Below are 24,080 nucleotides of genomic sequence, written 5' to 3'. Positions count from 1 at the left end.
TAAATATATATGAAGAACTTTTTAAAGAATTATAAGATGTCCTTAGTGTTACTTTTATCAATATTAATAGGCGGAATAATAGGCATTATTTTAGGTCCCAAGGCTTTAGTATTAGAACCTTTTGGACAAATATTTATAAACATGATGTTTACTATAATAGTGCCGTTAGTGTTCTTTAGTGTAGCATCATCTATAGCTAATATGGGTGGTACGAATAGGCTTGGTAAAATAATGATAAGTATTGCAATAATTTTTGTAGCCACTGCATTGATATCTGGTATATTGGCTATTATAGCAGCATTGATTTTTAATCCAGGTAAAGGATTAGATGCGGAAGTCGTTAAAACTATTTTATCTAAGGTGGGAGGAGAAATTGGCAGGGAAGCTGAAAAAATATCTTTAGCTGAGCGACTAGTAAACACAATTACAGTGGGAGATTTCTCAGGACTATTCTCAAAAAATAATATGCTTCAAATAATCATTTTTTCTGTGCTATTTGGAATAGCAACTACATTAGTTGGTGAAAAAGCAACAGTTGTAAAAACCTTTTTAAACTCGATTACAGCTATAATGATGAAAATGGTAAACATTATTATGTACTATGCCCCAATTGGACTTGGATGTTATTTTGCCTCCGTTGTTGGGCAGCTCGGAGCACAGATATTACAAGGATATTTAAAGGTCTTCCTCTTATATTTAGGGATTTCAGTAGTATATTACATTTTTTAGCATATATTCTTATTTATCAGCAGGGGAAATGGGCTTTAGAGCATTCTGGAAAAATGCAATTTTACCAACAGTAACAGCACTAGCTACTTGTTCAAGTGCTGCATCAATTCCGGTTAATCTTGAAGCTACGAAGAAAATAGGTGTACCAAAAGACATTGCAGAAACGGTAATACCCTTTGGAGCTAACACACACAAGGATGGTTCAGTTATTGGCGGAGTGTTAAAAATAGTATTTCTATTTGGCTTATTTGGTAAAGACATTAACAATATTCAAACGGTATTATCAATACTTGCAGTAAATTTTTTAGTAGGAGCAGTTATGGGAGCAATCCCAGGTGGTGGAATGATTGGAGAGATGCTTATAATAAGTGTTTATGGATTTCCACCTGAAGCGCTTCCTATAATAGTTGTTATTAGCACAATTATAGATGCACCAGCCACAGTATTAAACTCAACAGGAAACACAGCCTGTGCAATGCTCGTTGCAAGATTTGTTGATGGGGATAAATGGCTAAAGGTTAGTTAATTTACATAATTACGCCAAGCAAATATTGACAAACAAACTACTATGCTATAAAATGTGACTATCATGTAAAGCATGGTAGTTTGTTTGGGGGATGATAAATATGAATAGGATAAACAGGAAGGAAAAATATTGTCTTAAGGGAGAGTATTATGAAGCGCTTGAAGTGATAAACTCAAAACTTATGCAGGTTGTTCCAAATTTGTTTAGAAATGAAGTATATTCTGATTTAATTGATCTTTTTTACAGGAATCAAAGTCAGGGTAAGTCTTTTTCAGAGGCGATTGGGTCTAGTATAGATGATTTTGTTGCTGAGATTGTAGATACTTACTATTCAACTTTAAGTATAAGGAAATGGATAGGTCATTTATTTCAAAATGCGCTTTTATTATCTTTAATATGTACGTTTTTTTATATAGTAAATTCTTTAGTAACTCGAAGTTCAGTAGCACTTTCTTTTGCCACTATTATTATTTCCGCAATTGGGTTTATATCAGGATTAATATGTTTTTATTGTAATTATAAGATTGTGTATAAATTAAAAGGTTGGACCAGAAGTTTAGTACAACTTTTTTTACAGTTGACTCCAATGTATATAGTTATTTTTGGGGGAGAGTTAATATATAATTTGACACAAGATATTGTAGTTTCAAAAAAACTTATAATGGGAATGATAATATTACAAATTCTATTATATGTTGTACTTAAACTCAGTTATAGATTTAACGGAAAGCGTGAGCAAAATGGCAATTAGTTCTCAACTATTAAAAGGACTTATGGATGGAGTAATTCTCAAAATAATATCTAAAGAACAGACTTATGGATATGAAATTTATATAAAACTACAAGAAGTGGGATTCAAAGATTTTGCGGAAGGTTCATTATATCCATTGTTATTAAGACTGGAGAGAAAGGAATTAATTTCAGGTGTAAAGAAAAAATCACAAATAGGTCCATGTAGAAAATATTATACTTTAACTCAAGCTGGGGTAGAGGAAATGGAGCTTTTTAAATTGACCTGGGATAAAATAGCTGATGCGGTTCAAGGGGTTTGGATGGTATAATTACTAATTTTGTGCGGAAAGCACACTTTCGCAAATACCCTTAGTTACATTATTTATACATGTATGTAAAAATAAGGTAACTAAGTATTTTACGTTGTAATAGTTGGAAATTATATGGGGCCTTAAGTGTTTCTGAATTCATTAGTATTATAAGGAGGTTTATAAAAAATGAAGGATAAAAAAACCATTTTTATATATTTAATTACTGCTTTAACTGTTTTGTTAAATTGCTTAATGCTATTTATTACAAGGTTAGAGAACGAGGATATATTTTCTAATATATTTGTAATAATTATTGCATTATTTTGTCTTAAAATTTATATGATTGCAATTAAAACTAATCAAACTTTAAAAATGAGACCAGAATTTTATGGCATTTTGTTTTTGTTTGGTGTTTCTGCAATGAGGTTTTTAAATAGAATAATTCAAATTTCAGATGCAATTAATTATTCTAGTATTATTGTTTTCATTGGTGCAGGTACATTTTTTTTGTTTATTGCTATTGGCAGAATTGCATCCAATAAAAAAAACAAGTAAAGGAAATTACTGGGGCAAACCTAAAAAAATATTGCGATGACATGAGAAGATGGATTTTCCTTACCTAAATTAAAGAACTATCTTCATATACTTCCTTGTAGTAGCAATAAAATAACCTATATATACTACAATAAAAATAACAATGCTCCAGATGGCAGGTACCATTATATTGAAATCCATGAGTTTGCTTAAAACAGACATTGCAACGCAACTATGAATTATACCTACAATTAAAGGTAGCAGATATGACATTCCTATTTGCCTTGTAGTAGCTCTGAAAATCTCCTTCTTCGTCATTCCAAGCCTTTTTAGTAAAATATATTTGTCCTTATCTAAATAAGCTTCGGATACAAGTTTAAAATATATAATGCTTCCTGTAGCAATTATGAAAACAAGTGCGAGAAAAGCTCCAAGGAAATAAATTATTCCAAAAATGCTGTAGGAAGACTTATCTTTACTAACATTTACATGTAAAGATTCTTTAATGGGTTTAATTTTAATTAACTCCTGTTCTAGTAATTTAATATTGTCTGTATTATTTATTTTTATACCATTAAACTCATATATGCCAGCAGTGGGCCTAAGTAAATTATAGTCTTCATCATTTAATATCAGACAAAGGGGGATAGCATTCCCGAAAATAGGGGTTTTAAGTGTATTTTTTATAGTATAATCTTTATTATTTATAGAAGCTTTTACATTTTTGTAATCATAAAGACTCATTATAACACTAGGGGGTGATACATATAAAATTTCACCTTTAGACAATTTTTCTTCTTTAAAAATTTTTAGATTTTTTGCTTTTAGATCAGAACTAATTTTTATAAAATCCGAATATTTTAATGCCACATATTCTTCAATTGGTGATTCATTTTCTGCATAAATATGGGGTTTTATAATAAGGACTTCAGTATTTTCTTCAAGGATTATATCTTTTTTAGATGATGTTAACTTGTCTCTTACCTGCTGCTTCAATTTATCATCCGATGACATATAAGAAATTTCATAAGGCTTTTGTATATGATCTCTTATTTCAACAAAATATTTAAGAGATGCTACTGTTCCATAAGAAGTTAAAGTAATTGTAGCTAATATAGCAACTGCTGCTAAAGTTCGATAATTATTTTTAATTCTAAAGGCAATGTTAGACATGCACACTATATTTACTCCATTGTACAATATTTTCTTTCGGTTTATTATAAATTTCATTATTATGGAGTAGACAGAGCCAAAAAACCAATAGGTACCTATTACTACAAATATAAGGGCAAGAAGTAAATTTATTTCAAACTTTTTACCAAGAGCATGCAATGCAAAGTAATATCCTACAGACATACATATCAGAGATAACAAGCCCTTTACATAATTAACCTTTGGAAGTCTTTCTTCTCTTTTAGATGCATTAAACAAATCAATTAACTTACTTCTAGATATATTTATATAACCTAAAACTGCATTTACAAAGAAGACTGCAAAAAATGTAAGCGCAGTTTTAATTATTGCTTTAGTAGATATGAAAAAACCTATTGTCATATTGAGTATTGCTACCTTAGCCAGCATCATCAAAAATAGCTTGCAAAATACAATTCCAAGCAAAAGCCCCGCAGCCGTTGCAGTTATCCCCATAAAAATAAGCTCTATAGAGTAAATAAGGGCTATTTGAGTATTGGATACTCCCATAAAAGCATAAATTCCAATTTCTTTTTTTCTTTGATTTAAAAAAAAGGAACTTGAAAACCAGATAAAAAATATAATAAATAAAAGGAGCAAGTAAGAAACTGCAATTGATGTTCCTTTAATATAATGAGTAGTTTCATTAGCCTTTTGAAAATCAGGATTATATGTTAGTGCTACAAAATTGTAGAAAACAAGCACAGAAAAAATCATAGACATTATATAGAGACTGTAAACTTTTATATTTCTCTTGAAATTATCGAAAGCTATGCCAAAGGAGTTCATTTGAAATCCCTCATGTTTTCTTCCTTTTGCGCGTAATAATCTGTACCGCCACTCATGGATGCTCCCATGTCCATAATTCTTTGGAAAAATTCTTTTCTTTCTCCGTTTTTGTCAAGTTTTGCATGAATCTTTCCATCTTTTATAAACATTATTCTTCTGCAGTAGCTGGCAGCAAAGGCATCGTGAGTCACCATTACTATAGTAGTCTTAAATTTTTCATTTAGATGCATAAGACATTGCAGAAGTTCTGCTGCTGATTTCGAATCCAATGCTCCTGTAGGCTCGTCTGCAAATATAACAGAAGGCGAAGTTATAAGTGCTCTAGCTGCTGCAGTCCTTTGCTTTTGTCCTCCTGAGAGTTGATATGGATATTTGCTTAGATGATCCTTTAACCCTAAAAAGTCAGCTATTTCATTTACTTTTTTTATTATTTCAAGATGATTTACTTTACTAAGGGCAAGCGGAAGCGCTATATTATCCTGAACAGACATTGTATCCAGTAGGTTAAAATCCTGAAATATAAAGCCTATTTTGTCTTTTCTAAAAGTTGAAAGGGACTTTCCCTTAATATCTTTCATATCTTTTTCTTCAAAGAAATAACTCCCACTAGTAGGTGTATCGATGGTAGAAATGATATTTAAAAGAGTAGTTTTACCCGAACCAGAAGGGCCCATTATACCTAGAAATTCACCCTTTTCCACTTGCAAGTCAAGTCCGTCTAAAACGTTGGACGTCATACCTTTTAAGCCGTAAACTTTTTTTAAATTCTTAGTTTCAATAACAATACTCATAAAAATCCTCCTCATAAAATAAAAGCTTACCACTATTCTACCTATTGACTGCGCTTCCTGCCATCGAATTTAGGTTACATTTAATGTTTTAAGGTTACATTTATGTAACTTTAAAGTAATCTGATAGTTTATAAAAACATATGCTAAACTCCGTACCCAGTCCTTCCTCAGATTTAACATATATATCATGACTTAATTTATGAGCCATCTTTTTAGATAAATATAAACCCATGCCCGTAGATTTTGCGAGGCATCTTCCATTTTCTCCTGTAAAACCTCTGTCAAATATTCTCTTTATGTCTTTTGTTTTTATTCCAATACCACTATCTTTAACATAAAGCACAATAACTTTATCTTCATCTTTAGCGTAAATATTTATTTTTCCATCATTAGGTACATATTTGCAGGCGTTATTAATAAGCTGATCAACAATATATGAAAGCCATTTTTCATCTGATATAACAGTATAGTTTATATTTCCAAGTTCTAAACTCACATTTTTTGATATGAAAAGGGTAGCATTTCTTTTTACAACTTCTTTGACCAACTTTTCAATATTAACTTCACTGATTTGTAAATCTTCTGAATAGCTAGAGGCGCGACTTGTATAAAGTACCTGGTTAATAAGAAATTTTATCCTGTTAAATTCTAGTATAAGCTGCTCTGACACATCTATTTCCTCTATTTTATCAGAAAGGAGTTCACATACTGAAACAGGTATTTTTATTTCATGAACCCATTTTGTTATATAATCATCTATTTCCTCAAGGGCTAATTTTACTTTTTGAACTTTTCCTTCCATTTCAGCATTTTTAAGATTAATTATGTCTTTCATAAGCTGAACTTCAAAAGAGTAACTGCTATTAGGCAAGCTTGCATCTATGTTATCTTCCTTATTTATTGCTTCACAAATTCCTTTGTAATTATATTTCGACCTTCTATAATCAATAAATGCAAAGATTAATGATATGAAAATCAGTAAAAAATCCATGTATACTATATCAGTAAGCTGTGAATGTATAGGCTTGCTACACAATAGGACTATATTTATAGTAAACAAAATACAAATGAAATATAAAATTTTTAAGGTTGAATTTTTTATATATGTCATCACATTCATAGGAGTATGTACCCATAGCCTTTTTTAGTAACTATATAATCCTTAAGGCCTATACCACAAAGTTTAGTGCGAAGCCTGTTAATATTTACGGTGAGAGTATTGTCATTAATAAAATTATCATCATCCCAAAGGACCCTCATTATCCTCTCCCTAGATATGGTCTTACCCCTGTTTTTCATAAGCAGTAGCATTACTTTGAATTCATTTTTTGTAAGCTCAATTTTATCTTCTTTATATAAAAGGGTATTTTCCATTAAGTTTAGTATTACTCCATCACATTCTATTAAATCAGAAGGTTGCTCACCATAAAAATAGGCTCTTCTGAGCAACGCATTTATTTTGGCAATTAAAATATCCATAGAAAAAGGCTTGCTTATATATTCATCACCACCGGTATTCATAGCCATAATAATATCCATATTAGTATCCCGCGAAGAAACAAATATTATAGGCACATTTGATACTTCGCGAAGTTTACTGCAAAAGTAAAACCCATCAAAATAAGGTAGGTTTACATCCATAATAACTAAATCAGGTTTTTTACTAGCAAACTCTGCAGTTATGTTTTCAAAGTTATCCACAACAGCCGTATCAAACCCCCACTTTATCAACATTTCATTCATATTAGTGCACAGTGCTTTATCATCTTCAACTATCATTATCTTATACATTTTCCACACTCCTAAAATAAAGTGAAACCTTATTGTTTAGTTTCTCCTAATATTATGTTATATAAATTTGAGATTACTTAGTTCAATCTTGCCTTGTTTAGTATAATTGTAACATTTATTTATACAATAAATCTATATATGTAAAGTCCAAAATATTTAAAATGGATTTTGCTTTTCAAATAATCTTTTTATTTTTACCGAAAAATACTTAAAACAACGGGTAATTTCTGTTAGCTAACAAAAAAAGAATATATTGACATTATATTCTACAAGGCGTAATATAAAGTTATTCTACGCCTTGTAGAGGAAGGAGTGATATTATGGAAAATAAAAATCTGAAAATCTCCGAAGCTGAAATGGAAATTATGAAAATAGTGTGGCCTAGTAGTGAAGAAATAACCACTAATGATATATTGAATTACCTTCCAAAGGATAATTCGTGGAAGTTAACTACGGTATTAACTCTTGCTAGTAGGCTTGTAAAAAAAGGAATACTAAAAATCGATAAGAGAGGAAAAACTAACTTTTACACTGAGGTTATGTCAGAAGAAGAGTATAAAGAAGTTCAATCAAGGGTATTTTTAGAGGAGATGCATAATGGGTCTATTAAAAGCTTTATAGCAACTCTGTATAACGGAAAAAAAGTTAATAAAAAAGACCTGGAAGAATTAAGAGAATGGTTTTTAGAGGAGAAGTAAGAGATGTTAACTGAGTTGTTTTATAAGATTTTAATATTATCTTTGTCAGGAACGATAATTTTTTTTATATTAACTATTTTAAAACCAATAACTAAAAAGGTAATTACACCTTGTTGGAATTATTATTTGATTATTATAACAGTAATAACTTTTATAATTCCTTATGGTGCATTAATACCAAAAGGGGAGAAGTCTTTAATTGATATACCAACCTTTATAGAAGAAAAAAGCTCTATAGAAACTAATAAAGACACTGAAGTAATGAAAAAAAATTATACATATACTAATGATAAATCGAAAGAAACACTTCAGATAAACCCAGTGAAAGCTCAGGATATAGGTAAAACATCAAGAGTTAAGGAAAAAATGATAAAGGTTTTAAGCTATATTAAAGATAATTTATGGGTTATATGGATTTTAGGAGTGATAATTTTAAGTTGCAGTCAATTGGCAGGAGTTATTCTTTTTAAGAAAAAATTGAAGTGTAGTAGTAAAAATGTTGAAAGGCAAGAGATAAGGGATCTATTTTATGAGTGTTGCCATAAGTTGAGCATTAATAGGAAAATTACCCTAAAGGTTTGTGAGGAGATTGGAACTCCTATGGCTACAGGGTTATTTACTCCTGTAATAACAATTCCTACTGGGGAATTTGACTCAAATATATTAAAGATGATATTTTGTCATGAATTAATGCACCATAAACGTAAGGATTTATACATTAAAGGAGTGTCATTTGTAGCTTTAGCGTTGCATTGGTTTAATCCTGTGATTTATATGGTACATAAGGAATTAAATAAAAATTGTGAGCTAAGCTGCGACTTTCAAGTTATTAAGGATATGAATAGTGATGAAAAAAAATATTATGGGCTTGCTATTTTAAATGTTATAGATAAATCATTAAATAAAAGAATGACCTTATCAAATGCTATGGCAGCAAGTAGTAAAAATCAATTAAAGGAGAGATTGGAAATGATTAAGAATGGTAAAAGTCCTAAAAGATTAGTAAATACAATAGCATTAGGAGTAGCAGTAGTTGTAATTGTTACAGGTGCATTTGTAGGTAGTGCGCTAGGTAAAACAAAAGATAATAAAAATTCAAAGGATTTTGCAGTAATGGTTAAGGATAAGAGTTTATGGGCAGTAAATTTATTAAAATCAGATAAGGAAGTAATAGTAGATAAAGGTGGAGTATTTAAAAATCCTAGTATTTCACCAGATGGAGTAAGTGTTGCTTATACAAAAGATGGAAGTCTTTATATAGCTGAAATTGACTTAATAAAAGGACAGAAAAAGGCTATAAAAGTTGCGGACAAAGTAGTAAGTTATGCATGGGGAAATAATACTGATTTAGTATACGGAGCAGAAAAGGGCGGACTTAATGGGTTTAATTTAAAAACTAAAAAATCTTCTGTTTATATTAAAAGTGAAGAACGTTATGAAGAGATGGTAAGTGATAAAAATGGAACTATATATGCAGAAGTATATAGATATTATACAAAGGATGATGGTCAATATAGTGAAGCAAAAGGGCTTATAAAATATGATGTAGCTTTAGGAAAAGAAAGTTTAATAATAAAATCTAGGCCTTGGAATGACGAAACTGGAGACATGGGCTTAGTACCTAGGGTTGCTGGAGTTTCAAAGGATGGAGCTTATGTTTATATATGGTGCAGAGTTCACTCAGGATCAACAAATACTGATGGAGTTCCTTTTGGAGTGTATGATGTGAAAAATAATAAGTTTACACCTTTTAATAATGAACAAGTATATGCATTGGCTTATAAAGATAATTTAGCGATAAATCCTATAGATGGAAAGATGGCTGTAGTTAATAATGGTGGCGTAAGAGAGATGAATCTTAACAAAACTATAGGAACAGTAGATATAATAAAGGGCACATTTAGTCCTATTTTACCAGAGAGTATGATTTCTACTACTAATGACCCATACAACATGATTGCTAAGGGGGTGGTTACAATGACACCATCTTTCTCACCAGATGGGAAAAAAGTTATATATTCAGCATCTAATGCTAATGAGGATGTTCAGCAGTGGTTAAAGGCACCACACAATATTTATACTGTAGATGTGAAAACTAAAAAGGTAGAAAAAATAACTAAAGGAAATAATTTTGATTTTGCGCCTAAGTATATTTCAAAAGGACAGGGTATTATTTTTGCTAGAGATACTGGTGAAAATGTGATTTCGCTATTTAGATTAAAAGGAAATAAAGAAGAATGTGTAGCAAAAGATATTAAATTAGATTGGAAACTAGAAGGTAGTCTAGATATTTATATTAATTAAAATCGAAATGCCGTAAGTGTTATAATAAAGGTAGGTACTTTAAAATAAGATATGAATAATCTATAAGCCGATAAAAATCATATCTATAAACAAATGGGGGAACTATGGATAAAAAATTATTAGTAATTGCACTAATTTCTACGAGCTTTTTTATGGCAGGTTGTACAAATCAAAAGACAGCAGAAACACAAAGTCAGCCAGTCATCAGTATTCAAACAAAAACAGATAATGCAGTAAAATCAACTGCATCAAATAGCCCTACGAGTAATTCCACAGGTACAGAAACGGTGGAGCAAGCGCCAAAGAATAGCTCTACTGCTAACCAAACAAACACAGTAATAGAAAAGTCAACTACTAAGAGTAGTGCTACAACAAATTCCAAAAGAGAAGTAAAACAACCACAAGAAATATTTTATGGTCAATGGGTTATTGAAAAACCATTGGCATATGGAAAAGTTGGAACTTATGGAAGTGATAATATTACACAATTGATTGGTAGAAAATTAAGTTTTTCAAAAGAAAAAGCGACTTGCTTTGGGGACACGATAAAGGATTTAGATAATGTTGTTATTAACCCTTTATATAAGAAAACTGTTGTTTCAAAAGTTGACTTTGATGTTGATAATCCGGGTATTACCTTTGATAAATTAGGTATAAAAACTGATTCTATTATCCGAATTCAGACTACTGATTCAAAAGGTAATGGATGTACGTTCTTTATTAAAGATAATAACACATTAATTTTAAGTGGTGGCATGACATTTTTTAAACTTGTCAGATAAAATACCATGGTTATCGGTCATCGATTTTTTTTAAAAATCAATATAACATAAATAAGACAAGTGATATATTATACATGTATAATATATCACTTGTCTTATTTATCTAGAGGTTCATGGAAAAAGTCAAGCGTCTCTTATGTTTTAAATTATAGTAGGCTGGAGTATAATAGGAAATAAGTGAATTTATAGTAAGATAAGTATCGGGAAAAAGTAAAAGTTATGGTAATTTTCACTGGGGAGGGAAATATCTATGAAATCAGATATTAATATATTAGTAGCTGAGGATGATGCAGATATCAATGAACTGCTGTGCAATATATTGAGCATAGAAGGATATAAAGTGAAAGGTGCATATTCTGGAACAGAAGCTAAGATGTGCATAAAGCTGTATGATTATGATATTTTACTGCTTGATTTAATGCTACCAGGAATCAGTGGTGAGGCATTAATATCAGAAATAAGAAAGATGAAAATTATGCCCATTATAGTTATATCTGCAAAAACAGCTCAGGAAGACAAAATCAACGTATTAAGGCTTGGAGCAGATGATTTTGTTGGCAAGCCATTTGACATTAATGAAGTAATAGCAAGAGTGGAGGCTCAGTTAAGGCGCTATAAACAATTTTCTGTATCGAAGGTAGAGGATAATAAATTAAAGTATAAAAATATAGTTGTAGATATAGAAGCAAGGGAAGTGCTGATTAATGACAAGCTTGTTACTTTAACCCTGAGAGAATTTACAATTTTAGAGTTGTTAATGAATAATCCTAAAAAAGTATTTACAAGGGCTAATATATTCGAAACTGTGTGGAAGGATGAGTTTTTAGGAGATGATAATACGATAAATGTTCATATGAGTAATCTGCGTTCAAAATTAGCTGGAGGGGACAGTGAAACAAAATATATACAAACAGTATGGGGAATAGGGTTTAAATTACAGGAGTAAAGTTTAATACTTTCTTAAGATTTGCTTTAGCTGGTCTTATTGTTTGTAGTTCATAATGTAAACATAAGATAAGTTAAGGAGGGAAATTCATGAAGGAAATAGTATTAAAAACTCATAATATTTCAAAAAAATATGGAAATCAAGTGGCTGTCAATAATGTAAATATGACAGTGGAAAAAGGACAGATATATGGATTTATAGGAAAAAACGGAGCTGGTAAAACTACATTAATAAGAATGATAACCGGATTAATTCATAGAACCAGTGGGGAAATTGAACTTTTAGGGGCTAACGGTAACAATGGGCTAGATAAGGTTAGAACAATGGTAGGGAGCTTAGTAGAAACGCCCGCTTTTTATGGCAATATGACAGCCAGAGAAAATCTTGAGGTATCAAGATTAGTCAGAAATATAGCAGGAAGACAATGTATAGAGGAAGTTTTAGAACTTGTAGATTTAAAAGATGTAGAAAATAAAAAGGTCAAGAATTTTTCGCTAGGTATGAAGCAACGTCTAGGAATTGCAAATGCACTCTTAGGAAATCCAGCATTTATTATTTTAGATGAGCCTATAAATGGACTTGATCCTGTAAGTATTGTTGAAATCAGGGAACTTCTAAAGAAGGTAAATAAGGAAAAGGATGTAACTATATTAATATCAAGTCATATGTTAGGTGAGCTTTCAGAACTTGCAACCTGTTATGGCATACTAAATAATGGTGAATTAGTAGAAGAAATTTCTGCGGAAGAGTTAAAAGAAAAGTGCAAGCAGTATATAGAAATTGGAGTAAGTGATGCTAAGAAAGCTACTGTGTTATTAGAACTGGAAATGAATATAACTAATTATGTGGTAATGCAAGACAATATAATTAGAGTGTATAGCCACCTTGATATTATTGGAGAAATTAATACTCTTCTATCTGTTAATGGTATAGTTGTAAATCATATAGGGGTAAAAGGTCAGAATCTTGAAGAGTATTTTTTGAGTGTAGTAGGAGGTGGTAGAAATGCTTAGATTAGTAAAAGCAGAAATATATATATTATTTAAAACGAGAACCTTTAAGGTATTATGTGTAATAGCTTTATTCTTAGGTCTACTTTTATTAGGTCAATCAAGTAGTACCCAAAATAGGTTAAAGGCTATGTCACCTGAGCAGCAGAAGCAATATGTAGAAAATGATAAAATTGCCAATGAACCAAATGTATCAGTAGAGCCGTCAGGAAGTATCGGGATTCATCTAGGTGCTAAGGATATAGTTCATCCTAGGGCAATGGAAATATTTTATAGTTCATTTGGTTCTGGTGTAGTGGAAATTTTAATGGCCATATTGATAGGTGCAATGGTAGGTAGTGAGTATTCTTCAGGGACAATAAAGAATATAGTAGCTTATGGTAAGAAAAGAGAGTATTATTACATTTCGAAATTGATTGCTTGCAGTGTTGGATTTATTATAATACTAGGAATAATAGTTAGTATACCTACTGTGGGTTGGAGTTTCATGTTTGGATGGGGAGAACCATTTACCTTTATGCAGATAGTACAAATAGTTGCCGTGTTTGCTAGCGCTACAGTGGTAGGAATGGGGATTATTTCATTATTAATGCTGCTAGCAACATTAGTAAAAAGTAATGGATCAACTATAGGAATAGGAACAGTAGTAATGTCTATTTTACCAATAATAATTACACTTTTCTATGGAAAATATGTTTGGTTTGATAAAATGTACGAGGATACATTATCTTATAATTGGGCTTTGGCAACATCTATAAGGTCAACTAATGGTGAGATTTTAAAGGCTGTAGTGGTTGGATTTATAACATTAGTAATAGCTACTGCCGCTGGAATAACTATATTTAAGAAACAGGATATCAAATAGGGTTTATTTTAAAAAAGGAGTGAGTAAAATGCGTTGGTTAATTATGTTTCTGATTATAATCATTGTTATTTTGGTTACTCTTATTTTTAGATATAAAAGAGATATTAAATATATTTCAAAGCAAATTACAAAAAATAAAGATGGATATCCTAATATTAGAATAAATACATTAGATAAGGATATTGAAAATTTAGTTTTGTGTATTAATGATTTATATGAAAAGAATCAAAAGATAAATATTAAAGTAAGACATAGAGAAGAAGAGCTAAGGCGCAGTATAGCTAATTTATCCCATGATTTAAGAACCCCTCTTACATCTATAATGGGATATATGCAGCTGGTAAAGACTAAAAATTTGAGGGTAGAAGACAGTGCAAAATATATTGATATAATTGAAAGAAGAACTGTAACATTGCAAAGTCTTATTACAAGCTTTTTCGAATTATCAAGAATTGAATCCAATGAATATAAGTTTGATTTGAAGGCTGTTAATTTGAGTGATTTGTTATGTGAAACTATAGCATTGTTTTATAATGATTTTGTTAATAAGGCTATTGAGCCGGATATCAAAGTTAATGAAAAGGTTCCTTCTATAATTGCTGATGAAAAAGCAGTAATGCGCATATTTTCAAATTTGATAGATAATATGCTCAAATATGGGGAAAAGAATGTAATTATAGCCTTAAGAAAAGAAAAAGATTATATAGTTACAGAATTTAAAAATTATGCTCCAAACTTAAAAGGAGAACATGTAGAGCATATTTTTGACAGGTTTTTCACTGCAGATTTAGCAAGGAGTGATAAGCATACGGGGCTTGGACTTAGTATAACCAAGGCTCTGGTTGAACATTTGGGTCACAAAATAGAGGCTGTGCTTAATGATGGAATGTTAATCATAAAAATAATATGGAAATAAGGTTCTTCTAAGTAGTACATTTATTTTAGCAATTAAGATATCCATAGAATAGATGTAAATTATAATTTAATGACTCCTTAAATTTAAGGAGTCATTTTTGTTAAGATTAAGCTAATACTTCAAAGTTCCTACATTTTTTATAGATTTCTTCATGTACCAAAGCTTTGATATGAGTCCCTCCTTCAATATAATCCTCATTAATAACATTAGAATTTTCATGAAGTAATGAAATTAATTTTTGCTCATCATAAGGGATAATAAATTCTCTTTCTATTAATTTAATTGGAATTTCTATACCTATAATATGCAGTAATTCATGTAAATTTAGTTCCTTTAGAGCACTGACTTCTATTACTTTTTCACCTTTTAAGAAATCACGTACTCCCTTTAAATTTTTATGGGAGGCTTTATCAACTTTGTTTAAAACAATTATAGTATTTTTATCTTTAGCATTAAGCTCATTAAGAACTATATTTACTGACTGTATTTGTTTTATTGCCTCTTCATTGGCTGCATCTACCACATGTAAAAGTAAATCAGCGGAAGTAACCTCTTCTAAGGTGGATTTAAAAGCGTTAACAAGCTCATGAGGAAGTTTACTAATAAAACCAACAGTATCCGATAAAGCAATTTTTCTGTTGTCACTTAAAGTTATAGCTCTAACGGTAGTATCTAATGTTGCAAAAAGCATATTAGCTTCTAGAACGCCTTCTTTATTTATATTATTGGATGAAGAAATTTCACAGAGCTTATTTCTTAAAGTTGATTTGCCTGCATTGGTGTATCCCACAATAGCTACATTGCTTATATTATTCTTAGTTCTTTTTATTTTTTGGACAGCTCGCCCCTCTATTACCTTAGACAGTTGGTTCTTTATTTCTTCTATTCTGTATTCTATGTGCCGTCTATCAGTTTCAAGTTTTTTCTCTCCAGGGCCTCTTGATCCAACGCCACCTTTTACACCGACACCACCTTTGATTCTTGAAAGGTTTGCATTGGCATCTCTTAATTTAGGAAGCTTATGATTAAGAATAGCAAGCTCAACTTGCAGTATACCTTCCTTGCTTTTAGCACGTCTTGCAAAGATATCTAGGATCAAGGTAGTTCTATCTATTACTTTGCATTTAATAACTTCTTCTAAATTTCTAACCTGAGAACCTGATAGCTCATCATCAAATATTACTACATTTGCATTTTTTATCTGTGTTAAATGTGCTATTTCCTGAACTTTACCTTGCCCTGTATAATAAGCAGAGTCTACTTTATTTCTCTTTTGAAGTACTTTGCATACAGAAGTAACATTGCAAGCCTGGGCAAGATTGTCAAGTTCCTCAAGACTTTCTTCGCCATCAGTTCCCACTAAAATAGCCCTTTCTACATCATCTTCATAGTTGATTAGGTTACCAGTTAGCTTATCAATATAAGTTACTTTATCTCTAAAATTTAATTGTAATGAAGCGTCGACGCTTAAGCTTTCAAGCTCTTTAAAGGTTAGGATATTATTAAAAACATCACAGAAACCTATATTTATCTTAACATCTTCCATGTTTTCTTTAACACCAATTGCAGCAATAGCATCTAACTTTAGGTCTACTAAGGCTGAAGTGTCCATTGAAGATAGTGTGCTGTCACCGGTAGGATGGGTATGAATTACCCTAAATCCACTTAACTTTTTACCGGGAATATCCATAGAAGGTATTTCAGCACTATTGATGTTACCAACTGAAATGGCAGTGAGTTTACCTCGCCTATTAATAACCACGCATAGTTCTTTTTTTATTGCTTTACTAATTTCATTCATTTCTGCCACCAATTCATAAGAAAAAACGCTGTCATTATCTATTGTTAATTTATATAAGTTTTCTAGTCTTTCAAGTATTATTTTTTTTATTCCATTAATATTTCCTGTTATCATATAATTTCCTCCAATCAAAATATATTTATAATATAAATTCTTCAATTGTTTCTATCTATATAAATTTAAACCTCATTTTTTTAGCCTCCTATGCAGATTTTTAACTTTTTATTGATCAGTTAATATTATTATTTTAGGCTCATTTCTAACTCCCCCTAAGGTGATTTTGTGCTAGCTATTTTTTAAGCTGCATAAATATATAAAAGCCGCAGAAACAATGTAAACTACAGAAGTATACATTGCTTTGCGGCTAAAATATTGATAAAAATCTAAAATCAAAAAACCGCAGATTTTCTCTGCGGTTTTTTTATACAAATTTAAATAGATGCAAAAACTGAAAAAACAATTCAGCTTACTTTCTATTTAATAGGACCAATTTCTAACTTGGTTCCTTGAAATATAACAAAACCGCAGATATGAAGTCTGCGGTCGAAATTTTTAAACATCAAATAATATAGTATATTAAATCATAATATACTTAAATTACCGACAGCAGACTGTATATTTTATTGATTGAGTGAGATTTAATCTTATCTTTATAAATTAACATTTTACAGTCTCCTTTCAGAATCTATTAATATATTTTATGTTTTTATTATAACCCAAATTTTCTCGGTTGTAAATACTTATTTTAGAATAAAAAGAATATGTAGGTAAAAATAAGTATATTTACTAGGGTATTTTTTATATGAAAGCTTACTGAAAATTTCAATTGATACTATTATTAAATATACTGCATGGAGAAGTGTTTGTATTATGGTACTGTGCCTTACCATAAACAAATTCAAAACAATACTTGGAATACGGTTTATAATATAATAAGATATATTATAAATAACTATTTACTTGTACATAACAAAAATGCAAATAAATTGTAAAATGTGGGTTCGGTGTGGTGTACAGGTTTTAGAGGGAAAATAAACTTAAAAAGATCGTAAATTTTGAGGGGAAGGGAGGGAACGTTTATATTATGAGAGCAGAAAGATTTTTATCAATTTTAATAATTATTTCTCAAAAAGGTTTAGTGACGGGAAGAGCACTTGCTGAGCATTTTGAGGTGTCTCTAAGAACAATATATCGGGATATAGAAAAGATAAGTGAAGCAGGAGTGCCTATAGCAGCTACTGGCGGTAAGGGTGGAGGCTATTATATTATGGAAAATTATACTTTAAATAACCTATTTTTAAATAAAAAAGAAGTTGAGCCGTTGATTGCTGTAATGGATAATTTAAAGTTTTTATTTGGGAACAACCCACAATTTAATGATATAGTGCTTAAGTTTGAAACTTTACGCAACAGTGAAAAAAAGGAATGTGATAATCTTAGTATAGATATGTCTCACTTTAGTATGGAGAAGGAACTCAGGGAGTATTTATTTTTGATAAATAAAGCTATTGAAGATAATAGGATATTGGAATTTGAATATATAAATAGAAAAATGGAATATTTAAAGAGAATAGTGGAACCAATTCAGATAGAATTCACCAATGGACATTGGCATATTATTGCCTTTTGTAGGATAAGAAAAGACTATAGAAAGTTTAAACTTGTTAGAGTAAGAAATATGAAGCTAGGTGGGTGCTTTATAAAAAATCCAATTTCAAAAGAGGAAATAGAAAATATATTTAGTAAAAGTTATGAAGAAAATAGTATATTAGTTACATTAAAGTTTTCTAGTGAAATAGGTGGGCAATTAAGTGAATATTTTTCAAAAGAGAAAATTATACTTTTAGAAAATGGAACATATATAGTTGAAGATTTTTTTCCAGAGGATGAAGGACTAAAGAAATTCATTTTAGGATTTGGTAGTGACTGCGAAGTAATAGGTCCAGATAAATTAAGAAGAGAAATGGTGGAATACATAAAAAATATATATAGCAAGTATAATCACTGACATATAGGTGTCAGTCATTGTATTTTATAATAGAAGAATAGAACTTTGAAGAAATTAAAAAAATATTTAACAAGCAATAAATTAAAGGAAGAAGGTTATAAAATGAATGTATGTGTTTTTTATTATGATGGTTTTTGTGAATTTGAAGTTGTGTTTGCAGTTAATCAGTTTAGGGATAATATTTGCTCAGTAGCTTTAGAAAATCGCGTATATATAAGTGAAGAAAAACAAAAATTCTTGCCGGATAAAACAATACAAGAAATAAACCCAGAGGATATTGATCTTTTTATTATTCCTGGTGGAAACCCTGTGCAACTTTATGAAAAAACAGAACTAAAAGAATTTATGTTAAAATTAAATGAAAAAAATAAATTCATTGCAGGTATTTGTGGTGGGGCTGAACTTATGGCATATCATGGATTGCTTAATAATAAAGAAGCTAACGGTGATACTGAGGGCTTTAGAGTAGATGAAAGTAATAAGCACATATATGAAAAAATAAATATAGTAGATAAGGATGTTGTTCGAGATGGAAACTGTATAACTTCAATAGGACAAGCATTCATCGAATTCTCTGTTGAATTAGGCAAAGTAATGAATATTTATAAAAATGATGAGGAAATTAAAGATACCTATAACTGGTTAAAAAATATTAAAGACAAAAAATAGAAGTGGAGACATAAAATTATATGAATTTAAGGAGTTTTAAGTGAAATGTTAAAAAGAGAACTAAGACCAGGAATAATACAGTATATATTTGACCCACTACCTGGGAATCACTTTGGAAACAGCATAACAGCTTTGATTAATGATAATAAAGCTCTTCTGATAGATACTGCATACGAGGACCAAGCTTTACTGGTACTTCAAGATATGAAAAGCAATGGACTATATATTGAAAAAATAATCATCTCGCATTTTCATGATGATCATATGCAAGGGCTAAAAGTATTGCCCAGAGAATCAGTATATGGTAGCAAGCATTATAAGACTACATTAGACCTGTGGACAGAAAGGGAAGAGCATAAGTATTTTATTCCAACAACCTTAATTGAAGAGCAATTTTGTATTAAATTCGGCAAACATCAGCTTACATTGATTCCTTTTCCAGGACATTCATTATGTACTATTATTGTAAAAATCAATGAGCAGTATATATATATTGCTGATGAACTAATGTTTTCGAATGATGGTAAGCCACTACTACCCTCAACAGACCCCAATTGTATAAAAAGGCATATGGAATCTTTAAACAAATTAAAAGAATACACTTCTTATACTTTGTTACCAAGTCATGGGTTGCAAATTAGTGGTAGGGAAAGAGTAGAAAATGAGATTAATAATAGGATTGCATATTTTGATGCAATCCTAAGCAGTAATAGAAAGATTTCCTATGAAGAAGCTATAAAAGATTGTGACTGCGAATTCTTAGACAGTAAATGGCATGAATGTGTTTATGATTAAGAGTTAAGTATATTTTTATAAAGACGGTTGATATTAATCCATTGAATCCTATAGGGACTATCTTTTGAGATAGTCCCTATAGGATTTATATGCTTTTTATTGGAATATAAATTTTCATTGAAACCTTATCGTATTCCCATGGGTGACAATGCTCGTCATAGTGCTCAAAGTCAAATTTACTTTCATCAATTTCATATTGTGAATTTGGGAACCATTGCTGAAGTATATAGGACCAGGTTCCATTAATGGAATCTACAAAGTCATCTTCATGTACCTGTGGAGATGTAAATATAGCATAGGTAGCAGCGGGAATCTCTAAGTTGTACATATCATCAGTGGCTTTATCAAAGTTATCAACACCAACGGCCATTAGATATGAAAAGTCATCAGTAGCCATATTAGTATTAATACAGATACAATACTCTCCATGTTTTGGCGGATTTAGCTGCTTATACAATTTTTCCTCGCAATTGTTATCATCAAAACCACGTTGGGCCCAGAAGGCTGGAATATCGCTTGAACGTAATATATTTTTAAGGTTATTTTTAAATTCATACCCAACCACCTTAAAGCTAGGCATTTCAATTATTTTAGGTTCCATAATTATCCCTCCAGTTAAATTTTCTTTTAAATATTTTAAATTAATTTTTGGTGGTAATCCCTTTGGAGCATGAAGTCTGTATAGACTTGGGGGATAACCAAAAGCACGCTTAAAGGCTTTATTAAAACCGGCATGAGTTTCAAAGCCATAATCCATTGCGATATCAATTATCTTTGCTCCAGTGGTTAGGTCATGTAAAGCAAACTGTAGTTTTCGCTTTGTCACATAATCCATTACTGACATATGGACAAAACTACTGAATATTTTATAGTAATGGTAGGTTGAAAAACTTGCAATTGAAGCTAGCATATCTACAGATATATTATCTTGGATATGATCATCAATATAATCAATAGTTTTTTGAATGGAGTTAATATAATTCATCAAGTCACCTCATTTAAAATCCTTAATTCCCGTACGGTAATTATATAATAACATTTATAAAAAAAATGTCTTATCCTAATTTGTTAATATTGAAATTAAAAAATAGGAAAGGAAATTATGGACTAAAACCGGTTAAAGATAAAAAATAGCTTCAACAAAATAAAAGTTATTTAATTTATTTTGTTAAAAAAGATTTATAAAGGATTTATAACTAAGATTATTGAAGTAGAGTAAAGAATATTTAAATTTATTTATTTGTTGATTAACCATTTTATAAATGGCGTCACTATATATATGAAGACAATAAAGGACCGCAAAATTAATTTAGGGAATTGGTGAAATATGGACAAACAACAAGTTGTTTATGAAAAAATAATAGATTGTATGAAGACTATATTTGCTTTTTGTCTTTCGCGGACTTCAAACAGTAAAGATGCTGAAGATTTGTCACAGGAAATAGTGAAGGAAGTTTTAAAGAATGCGAATTCACTTCGTGATGAACAGGCTTTTTATGGTTGGATGTGGGCTATTGCAAATAACGTGTACAAAGGGTACCTGCGTAAGCGTAAAAAAACAGAGCATTATGGTATTGATGAAAACTTGGTAGATAGCTTATGTGAAATGCCTGAAACAGTAGTGGTTCAAAATGATGAACTAAACATTTTAAAAAGAGAGCTTTCTTTGTTATCAGAGCGTCATCGAAAAGCCACCATAATGTACTATATTGATAATAAAAGCTGTAACCAAATCTCACAGGAACTCCGAATTTCTTTGGAAATGGTCAAATATTTGCTCTTCAAATCTAGAAAAATATTGAGAGAAGGTATGAATATGACAAGAGAATATGGAGAAAAAAGTTATAATCCAGGAATTTTCAGTGTGGATGTGTGGATAAATGAAATGGAATATAAGCTTTATTATGAGTTGTTTGAGAGAAAATTACCAGGAAACATTTTATTAGCTGCATATTATAATCCAATGACAATTGCAGAAATGAGTATTGAATTAGGGGTAGCAGTTCCTTATTTAGAAGATGAGATTAAAATTCTTATGAAACACAATTTAATAACGCTGCTTCATAAGGCTAGATATCAAACAAATATAATTATTTTTACTCAAAGCTGTGAAGAAGAGGTATATACGAAAACGAAGGATATTTATCCTTCGGTAGCAAACGAGCTTTTTCAATGTATTGAAAAGAATGAGGATAAAATAAGAAAGATCAATTTTATAGGGGCTGATTGTAATAAAAATAGGATTTATTGGTTAGCGACTCATATAGCTTTATTGAGGGGTTTGTCACAGGCGAAAGATGAGGAACTTGAAAATACAGAAGGTTTTCCGTTATTGTCTAATGGTACTCACGGGTATATTTGGGGGAATAATAACCTTAGGGGAAACGATTTGTTTAATGGATTATATGGAGAATGTGAAGTGAAAGCTGATAGTGACTGGATTAATGTATGCAATTTTAGAATTATAGAGAAGTGTCAAGAATTTCATCCAAGAGATGATAAGGTTGATATGCTTATAAAAACGGCAAGACATGATATAAAGGAAGATAATAACGAAGTTCTTGCCGAACTTATTAGTGAAGGCTATATTACAAATAATAATAGAGAATATAATGTTAAATTTCCTGTGTTTACGGAAAGTCAGTACCATGCTTTTGTACATTTAATGGAGCCGGCTATTAAAATAATAAAAGAAAATATAAAACTAACGGCTTTTGAGTCAACAAAGGTTGTACAAAATCACGCACCATCACAATTGATAGATATATGTCCTGCGGTTTCGCAAATGAAATATAAAGTGGATTCAGTTGGATATATCGCTGAACAAATGTGTACCAAGGGATATTTAATTGTACCTAATTCTTTAGAAAAACTAGGTATGTATGCAGTATTGAAATAGAAATAGTAAAAAACATGGGGGGCTATTTTAAATGGCAATAAAGTGTAGAAGATTTCAAGGGGAACAGGATTATTTTAAGTTAAGAGAGTTTTTGCAAGAAAGCATTTCAGTATCAGGACCTAAGTTTTATTTTAATTTAAATGAGTTAGAATTTGGCATTGATATTGTGGAAGGTAAAAGCTTTTTAGAGTCAATTACTGAAGAGCTAGGTAATTCATTTTTTTGGTTTGAAGATGATAAACTTATTGGAGGTATATGGCCATTTAATAAAATTCAGTTATTTATAAATCCTAAAAACAAGCATCTTTTTAATGAAATGTTTAAGACTGCAAAAGAAGCTGTAAATGAATTTATAAAAGAAGGCAGTGAAGACATTGGTATTAGTGACTTTAATGAATGTTCATGGTGTCCTTTTGATGGTGATACTGAGTTAGAAGATGTTTTAATAGAAAATGGATATTGTAAAACAGATGAGTATTGGGTTCTAAGATATTTTAATTATAGTGAACCTGTAGAGGAGCCTAGATTACCAAAAGGATATTATATAAAAACGCTTGAAGAACTTTCAGATATAAGTGAAGTAATTCACATATATAGCCAATGTCTTGGTATGGATTTTAATGAACAGGCATTAAGAAATACAAGAAAGTTTGATACTTACAGAAATGAATTGGATATCATAGTTATGGGGCCAGAGCACACACCAGTTGCATTATGTAGTGGAAGATATGATGAAAAGAATAGAATGGTGAGTTTTGAGGCTGTTGCTTGTTTCCGTGAGCACAGAAAAAAAGGTATAAGTAAGGCAATGATGCTATATGCATTAAAGGCGGCAAGAGGTTTAGGCGCGGAGGTATCAACAGTGCTTACGCTTACTCCAGAGCAGTTTCCAGCACCAAATAGGTTATATGAAGCAGCTGGATTTAAGTTAGTTGGAAACAGATATACATGGAAAAAAGCGTCTAGTTGATAACTGAACCACGCACACTCGTT

General features: G+C 30.6%; 21 protein-coding genes and 1 pseudogene. 16 read left to right on the top strand and 6 right to left on the bottom strand.

All coding sequences use genetic code 11. The features are described from left to right. Positions 1 to 9 precede the first annotated feature (9 nt). The 4 genes and pseudogenes from ACREV6_RS07385 (at position 10) to ACREV6_RS07370 (ending at position 2,853) form a co-directional block, all read left to right on the top strand. A pseudogene (locus ACREV6_RS07385) lies at positions 10 to 1,255 on the top strand (dicarboxylate/amino acid:cation symporter). A 100-nt stretch (positions 1,256 to 1,355) separates the two neighbouring features. Beyond that, on the top strand, positions 1,356 to 2,006 hold the full coding sequence (locus ACREV6_RS07380) for a hypothetical protein (RefSeq protein ID WP_431577366.1): 651 nt from the start codon (positions 1,356 to 1,358) through the stop codon (positions 2,004 to 2,006). After that, positions 1,996 to 2,316 (top strand): PadR family transcriptional regulator, encoded by a 321-nt coding sequence (locus ACREV6_RS07375; protein WP_431577365.1) that lies wholly within the window; start codon positions 1,996 to 1,998, stop codon positions 2,314 to 2,316. Before ACREV6_RS07380 ends, ACREV6_RS07375 begins: the two co-directional genes overlap by 11 nt. 168 nt (positions 2,317 to 2,484) lie before the next feature. Beyond that, on the top strand, positions 2,485 to 2,853 hold the full coding sequence (locus ACREV6_RS07370) for a hypothetical protein (RefSeq protein ID WP_431577364.1): 369 nt from the start codon (positions 2,485 to 2,487) through the stop codon (positions 2,851 to 2,853). Positions 2,854 to 2,922: 69 nt separating this feature from the next. Here the strand turns inward: ACREV6_RS07370 and ACREV6_RS07365 are convergent, their stop codons facing one another. The 4 genes from ACREV6_RS07365 to ACREV6_RS07350 all read right to left on the bottom strand — a co-directional run bounded on the left by ACREV6_RS07365 (position 2,923) and on the right by ACREV6_RS07350 (position 7,394). After that, positions 2,923 to 4,812: an FtsX-like permease family protein gene (locus ACREV6_RS07365; protein ID WP_431577363.1), complete on the bottom strand. Its 1,890-nt coding sequence runs from the start codon at positions 4,810 to 4,812 to the stop codon at positions 2,923 to 2,925. Then, positions 4,809 to 5,603 (bottom strand): ABC transporter ATP-binding protein, encoded by a 795-nt coding sequence (locus ACREV6_RS07360; protein ID WP_431577362.1) that lies wholly within the window; start codon positions 5,601 to 5,603, stop codon positions 4,809 to 4,811. Before ACREV6_RS07360 ends, ACREV6_RS07365 begins: the two co-directional genes overlap by 4 nt. A 100-nt stretch (positions 5,604 to 5,703) precedes the next feature. Next, positions 5,704 to 6,594 carry a sensor histidine kinase gene (locus ACREV6_RS07355; RefSeq protein ID WP_431577361.1) on the bottom strand — a complete coding sequence of 297 codons (891 nt, stop codon included), beginning with the start codon at positions 6,592 to 6,594 and terminating at the stop codon, positions 5,704 to 5,706. 125 nt (positions 6,595 to 6,719) lie between these two features. Next, positions 6,720 to 7,394 (bottom strand): response regulator transcription factor, encoded by a 675-nt coding sequence (locus ACREV6_RS07350; protein ID WP_431577360.1) that lies wholly within the window; start codon positions 7,392 to 7,394, stop codon positions 6,720 to 6,722. Between the two features lie 320 nt (positions 7,395 to 7,714). Between ACREV6_RS07350 and ACREV6_RS07345 the strand changes: the two genes are divergently transcribed. From ACREV6_RS07345 to ACREV6_RS07315, 7 genes are all read left to right on the top strand, one after another. Continuing rightward, on the top strand, positions 7,715 to 8,092 hold the full coding sequence (locus ACREV6_RS07345; protein ID WP_431577359.1) for a BlaI/MecI/CopY family transcriptional regulator: 378 nt from the start codon (positions 7,715 to 7,717) through the stop codon (positions 8,090 to 8,092). Positions 8,093 to 8,095: 3 nt separating this feature from the next. Beyond that, entirely contained in the window at positions 8,096 to 10,396 is a 2,301-nt protein-coding gene (locus ACREV6_RS07340; RefSeq protein WP_431577358.1) for a M56 family metallopeptidase, read from the top strand. Between the two features lie 152 nt (positions 10,397 to 10,548). Then, entirely contained in the window at positions 10,549 to 11,178 is a 630-nt protein-coding gene (locus ACREV6_RS07335) for a hypothetical protein (RefSeq protein ID WP_431577357.1), read from the top strand. A 250-nt stretch (positions 11,179 to 11,428) separates the two neighbouring features. After that, entirely contained in the window at positions 11,429 to 12,124 is a 696-nt protein-coding gene (locus tag ACREV6_RS07330; protein WP_431577356.1) for a response regulator transcription factor, read from the top strand. Positions 12,125 to 12,213: 89 nt separating this feature from the next. Beyond that, a complete protein-coding gene (locus ACREV6_RS07325) occupies positions 12,214 to 13,137 on the top strand; it encodes an ABC transporter ATP-binding protein (protein WP_431577355.1) in 924 nt (307 codons plus the stop codon). Next, positions 13,130 to 13,999 (top strand): DUF2705 family protein, encoded by an 870-nt coding sequence (locus ACREV6_RS07320; protein WP_431577354.1) that lies wholly within the window; start codon positions 13,130 to 13,132, stop codon positions 13,997 to 13,999. The genes ACREV6_RS07325 and ACREV6_RS07320 overlap by 8 nt, the downstream gene beginning before the upstream one ends. Positions 14,000 to 14,027: 28 nt before the next feature. Next, positions 14,028 to 14,915: a sensor histidine kinase gene (locus tag ACREV6_RS07315; RefSeq protein ID WP_431577353.1), complete on the top strand. Its 888-nt coding sequence runs from the start codon at positions 14,028 to 14,030 to the stop codon at positions 14,913 to 14,915. 106 nt (positions 14,916 to 15,021) lie between these two features. On the opposite strand, the gene hflX is transcribed toward ACREV6_RS07315, so the two are convergent. Further along, positions 15,022 to 16,830, bottom strand: coding sequence for a GTPase HflX (gene hflX / locus ACREV6_RS07310; RefSeq protein WP_431577352.1), 1,809 nt, complete (start codon positions 16,828 to 16,830; stop codon positions 15,022 to 15,024). A gap of 970 nt (positions 16,831 to 17,800) precedes the next feature. On the opposite strand from hflX, the gene ACREV6_RS07305 reads away from it, so the two are divergent. Genes ACREV6_RS07305 through ACREV6_RS07295 form a run of 3 tightly spaced genes read left to right on the top strand, consistent with a single transcriptional unit; the run spans position 17,801 to position 20,188 of the window. Then, the gene (locus ACREV6_RS07305) at positions 17,801 to 18,724 is read left to right on the top strand and encodes a helix-turn-helix transcriptional regulator (protein ID WP_431577351.1); all 924 of its coding nucleotides are present in this window, start codon (positions 17,801 to 17,803) and stop codon (positions 18,722 to 18,724) included. Between the two features lie 45 nt (positions 18,725 to 18,769). Next, a complete protein-coding gene (locus ACREV6_RS07300; protein WP_431577350.1) occupies positions 18,770 to 19,393 on the top strand; it encodes a DJ-1/PfpI family protein in 624 nt (207 codons plus the stop codon). 45 nt (positions 19,394 to 19,438) lie between these two features. Continuing rightward, positions 19,439 to 20,188 carry an MBL fold metallo-hydrolase gene (locus ACREV6_RS07295; RefSeq protein WP_431577349.1) on the top strand — a complete coding sequence of 250 codons (750 nt, stop codon included), beginning with the start codon at positions 19,439 to 19,441 and terminating at the stop codon, positions 20,186 to 20,188. 85 nt (positions 20,189 to 20,273) lie between these two features. Here the strand turns inward: ACREV6_RS07295 and ACREV6_RS07290 are convergent, their stop codons facing one another. Beyond that, positions 20,274 to 21,173, bottom strand: a complete 900-nt coding sequence (locus ACREV6_RS07290) for an AraC family transcriptional regulator (RefSeq protein WP_431577348.1) — start codon at positions 21,171 to 21,173, stop codon at positions 20,274 to 20,276. A gap of 342 nt (positions 21,174 to 21,515) precedes the next feature. Here ACREV6_RS07290 and ACREV6_RS07285 point away from each other — a divergent pair, with 342 nt between their 5' ends. Together ACREV6_RS07285 and ACREV6_RS07280 are read left to right on the top strand one after the other, a co-directional pair. After that, positions 21,516 to 23,087 carry an RNA polymerase sigma factor gene (locus ACREV6_RS07285; protein WP_431577347.1) on the top strand — a complete coding sequence of 524 codons (1,572 nt, stop codon included), beginning with the start codon at positions 21,516 to 21,518 and terminating at the stop codon, positions 23,085 to 23,087. 31 nt (positions 23,088 to 23,118) lie between these two features. After that, entirely contained in the window at positions 23,119 to 24,057 is a 939-nt protein-coding gene (locus ACREV6_RS07280) for a GNAT family N-acetyltransferase (RefSeq protein WP_431577346.1), read from the top strand. Positions 24,058 to 24,080: the final 23 nt, after the last annotated feature.

The organism is Clostridium sp., assembly GCF_050717515.1.
GTDB lineage: Bacteria > Bacillota > Clostridia > Clostridiales > Clostridiaceae > Clostridium_AD.
Note: the sequence above shows the minus strand (reverse complement) of the source record. Positions and strands in the feature narration are given on the sequence as shown.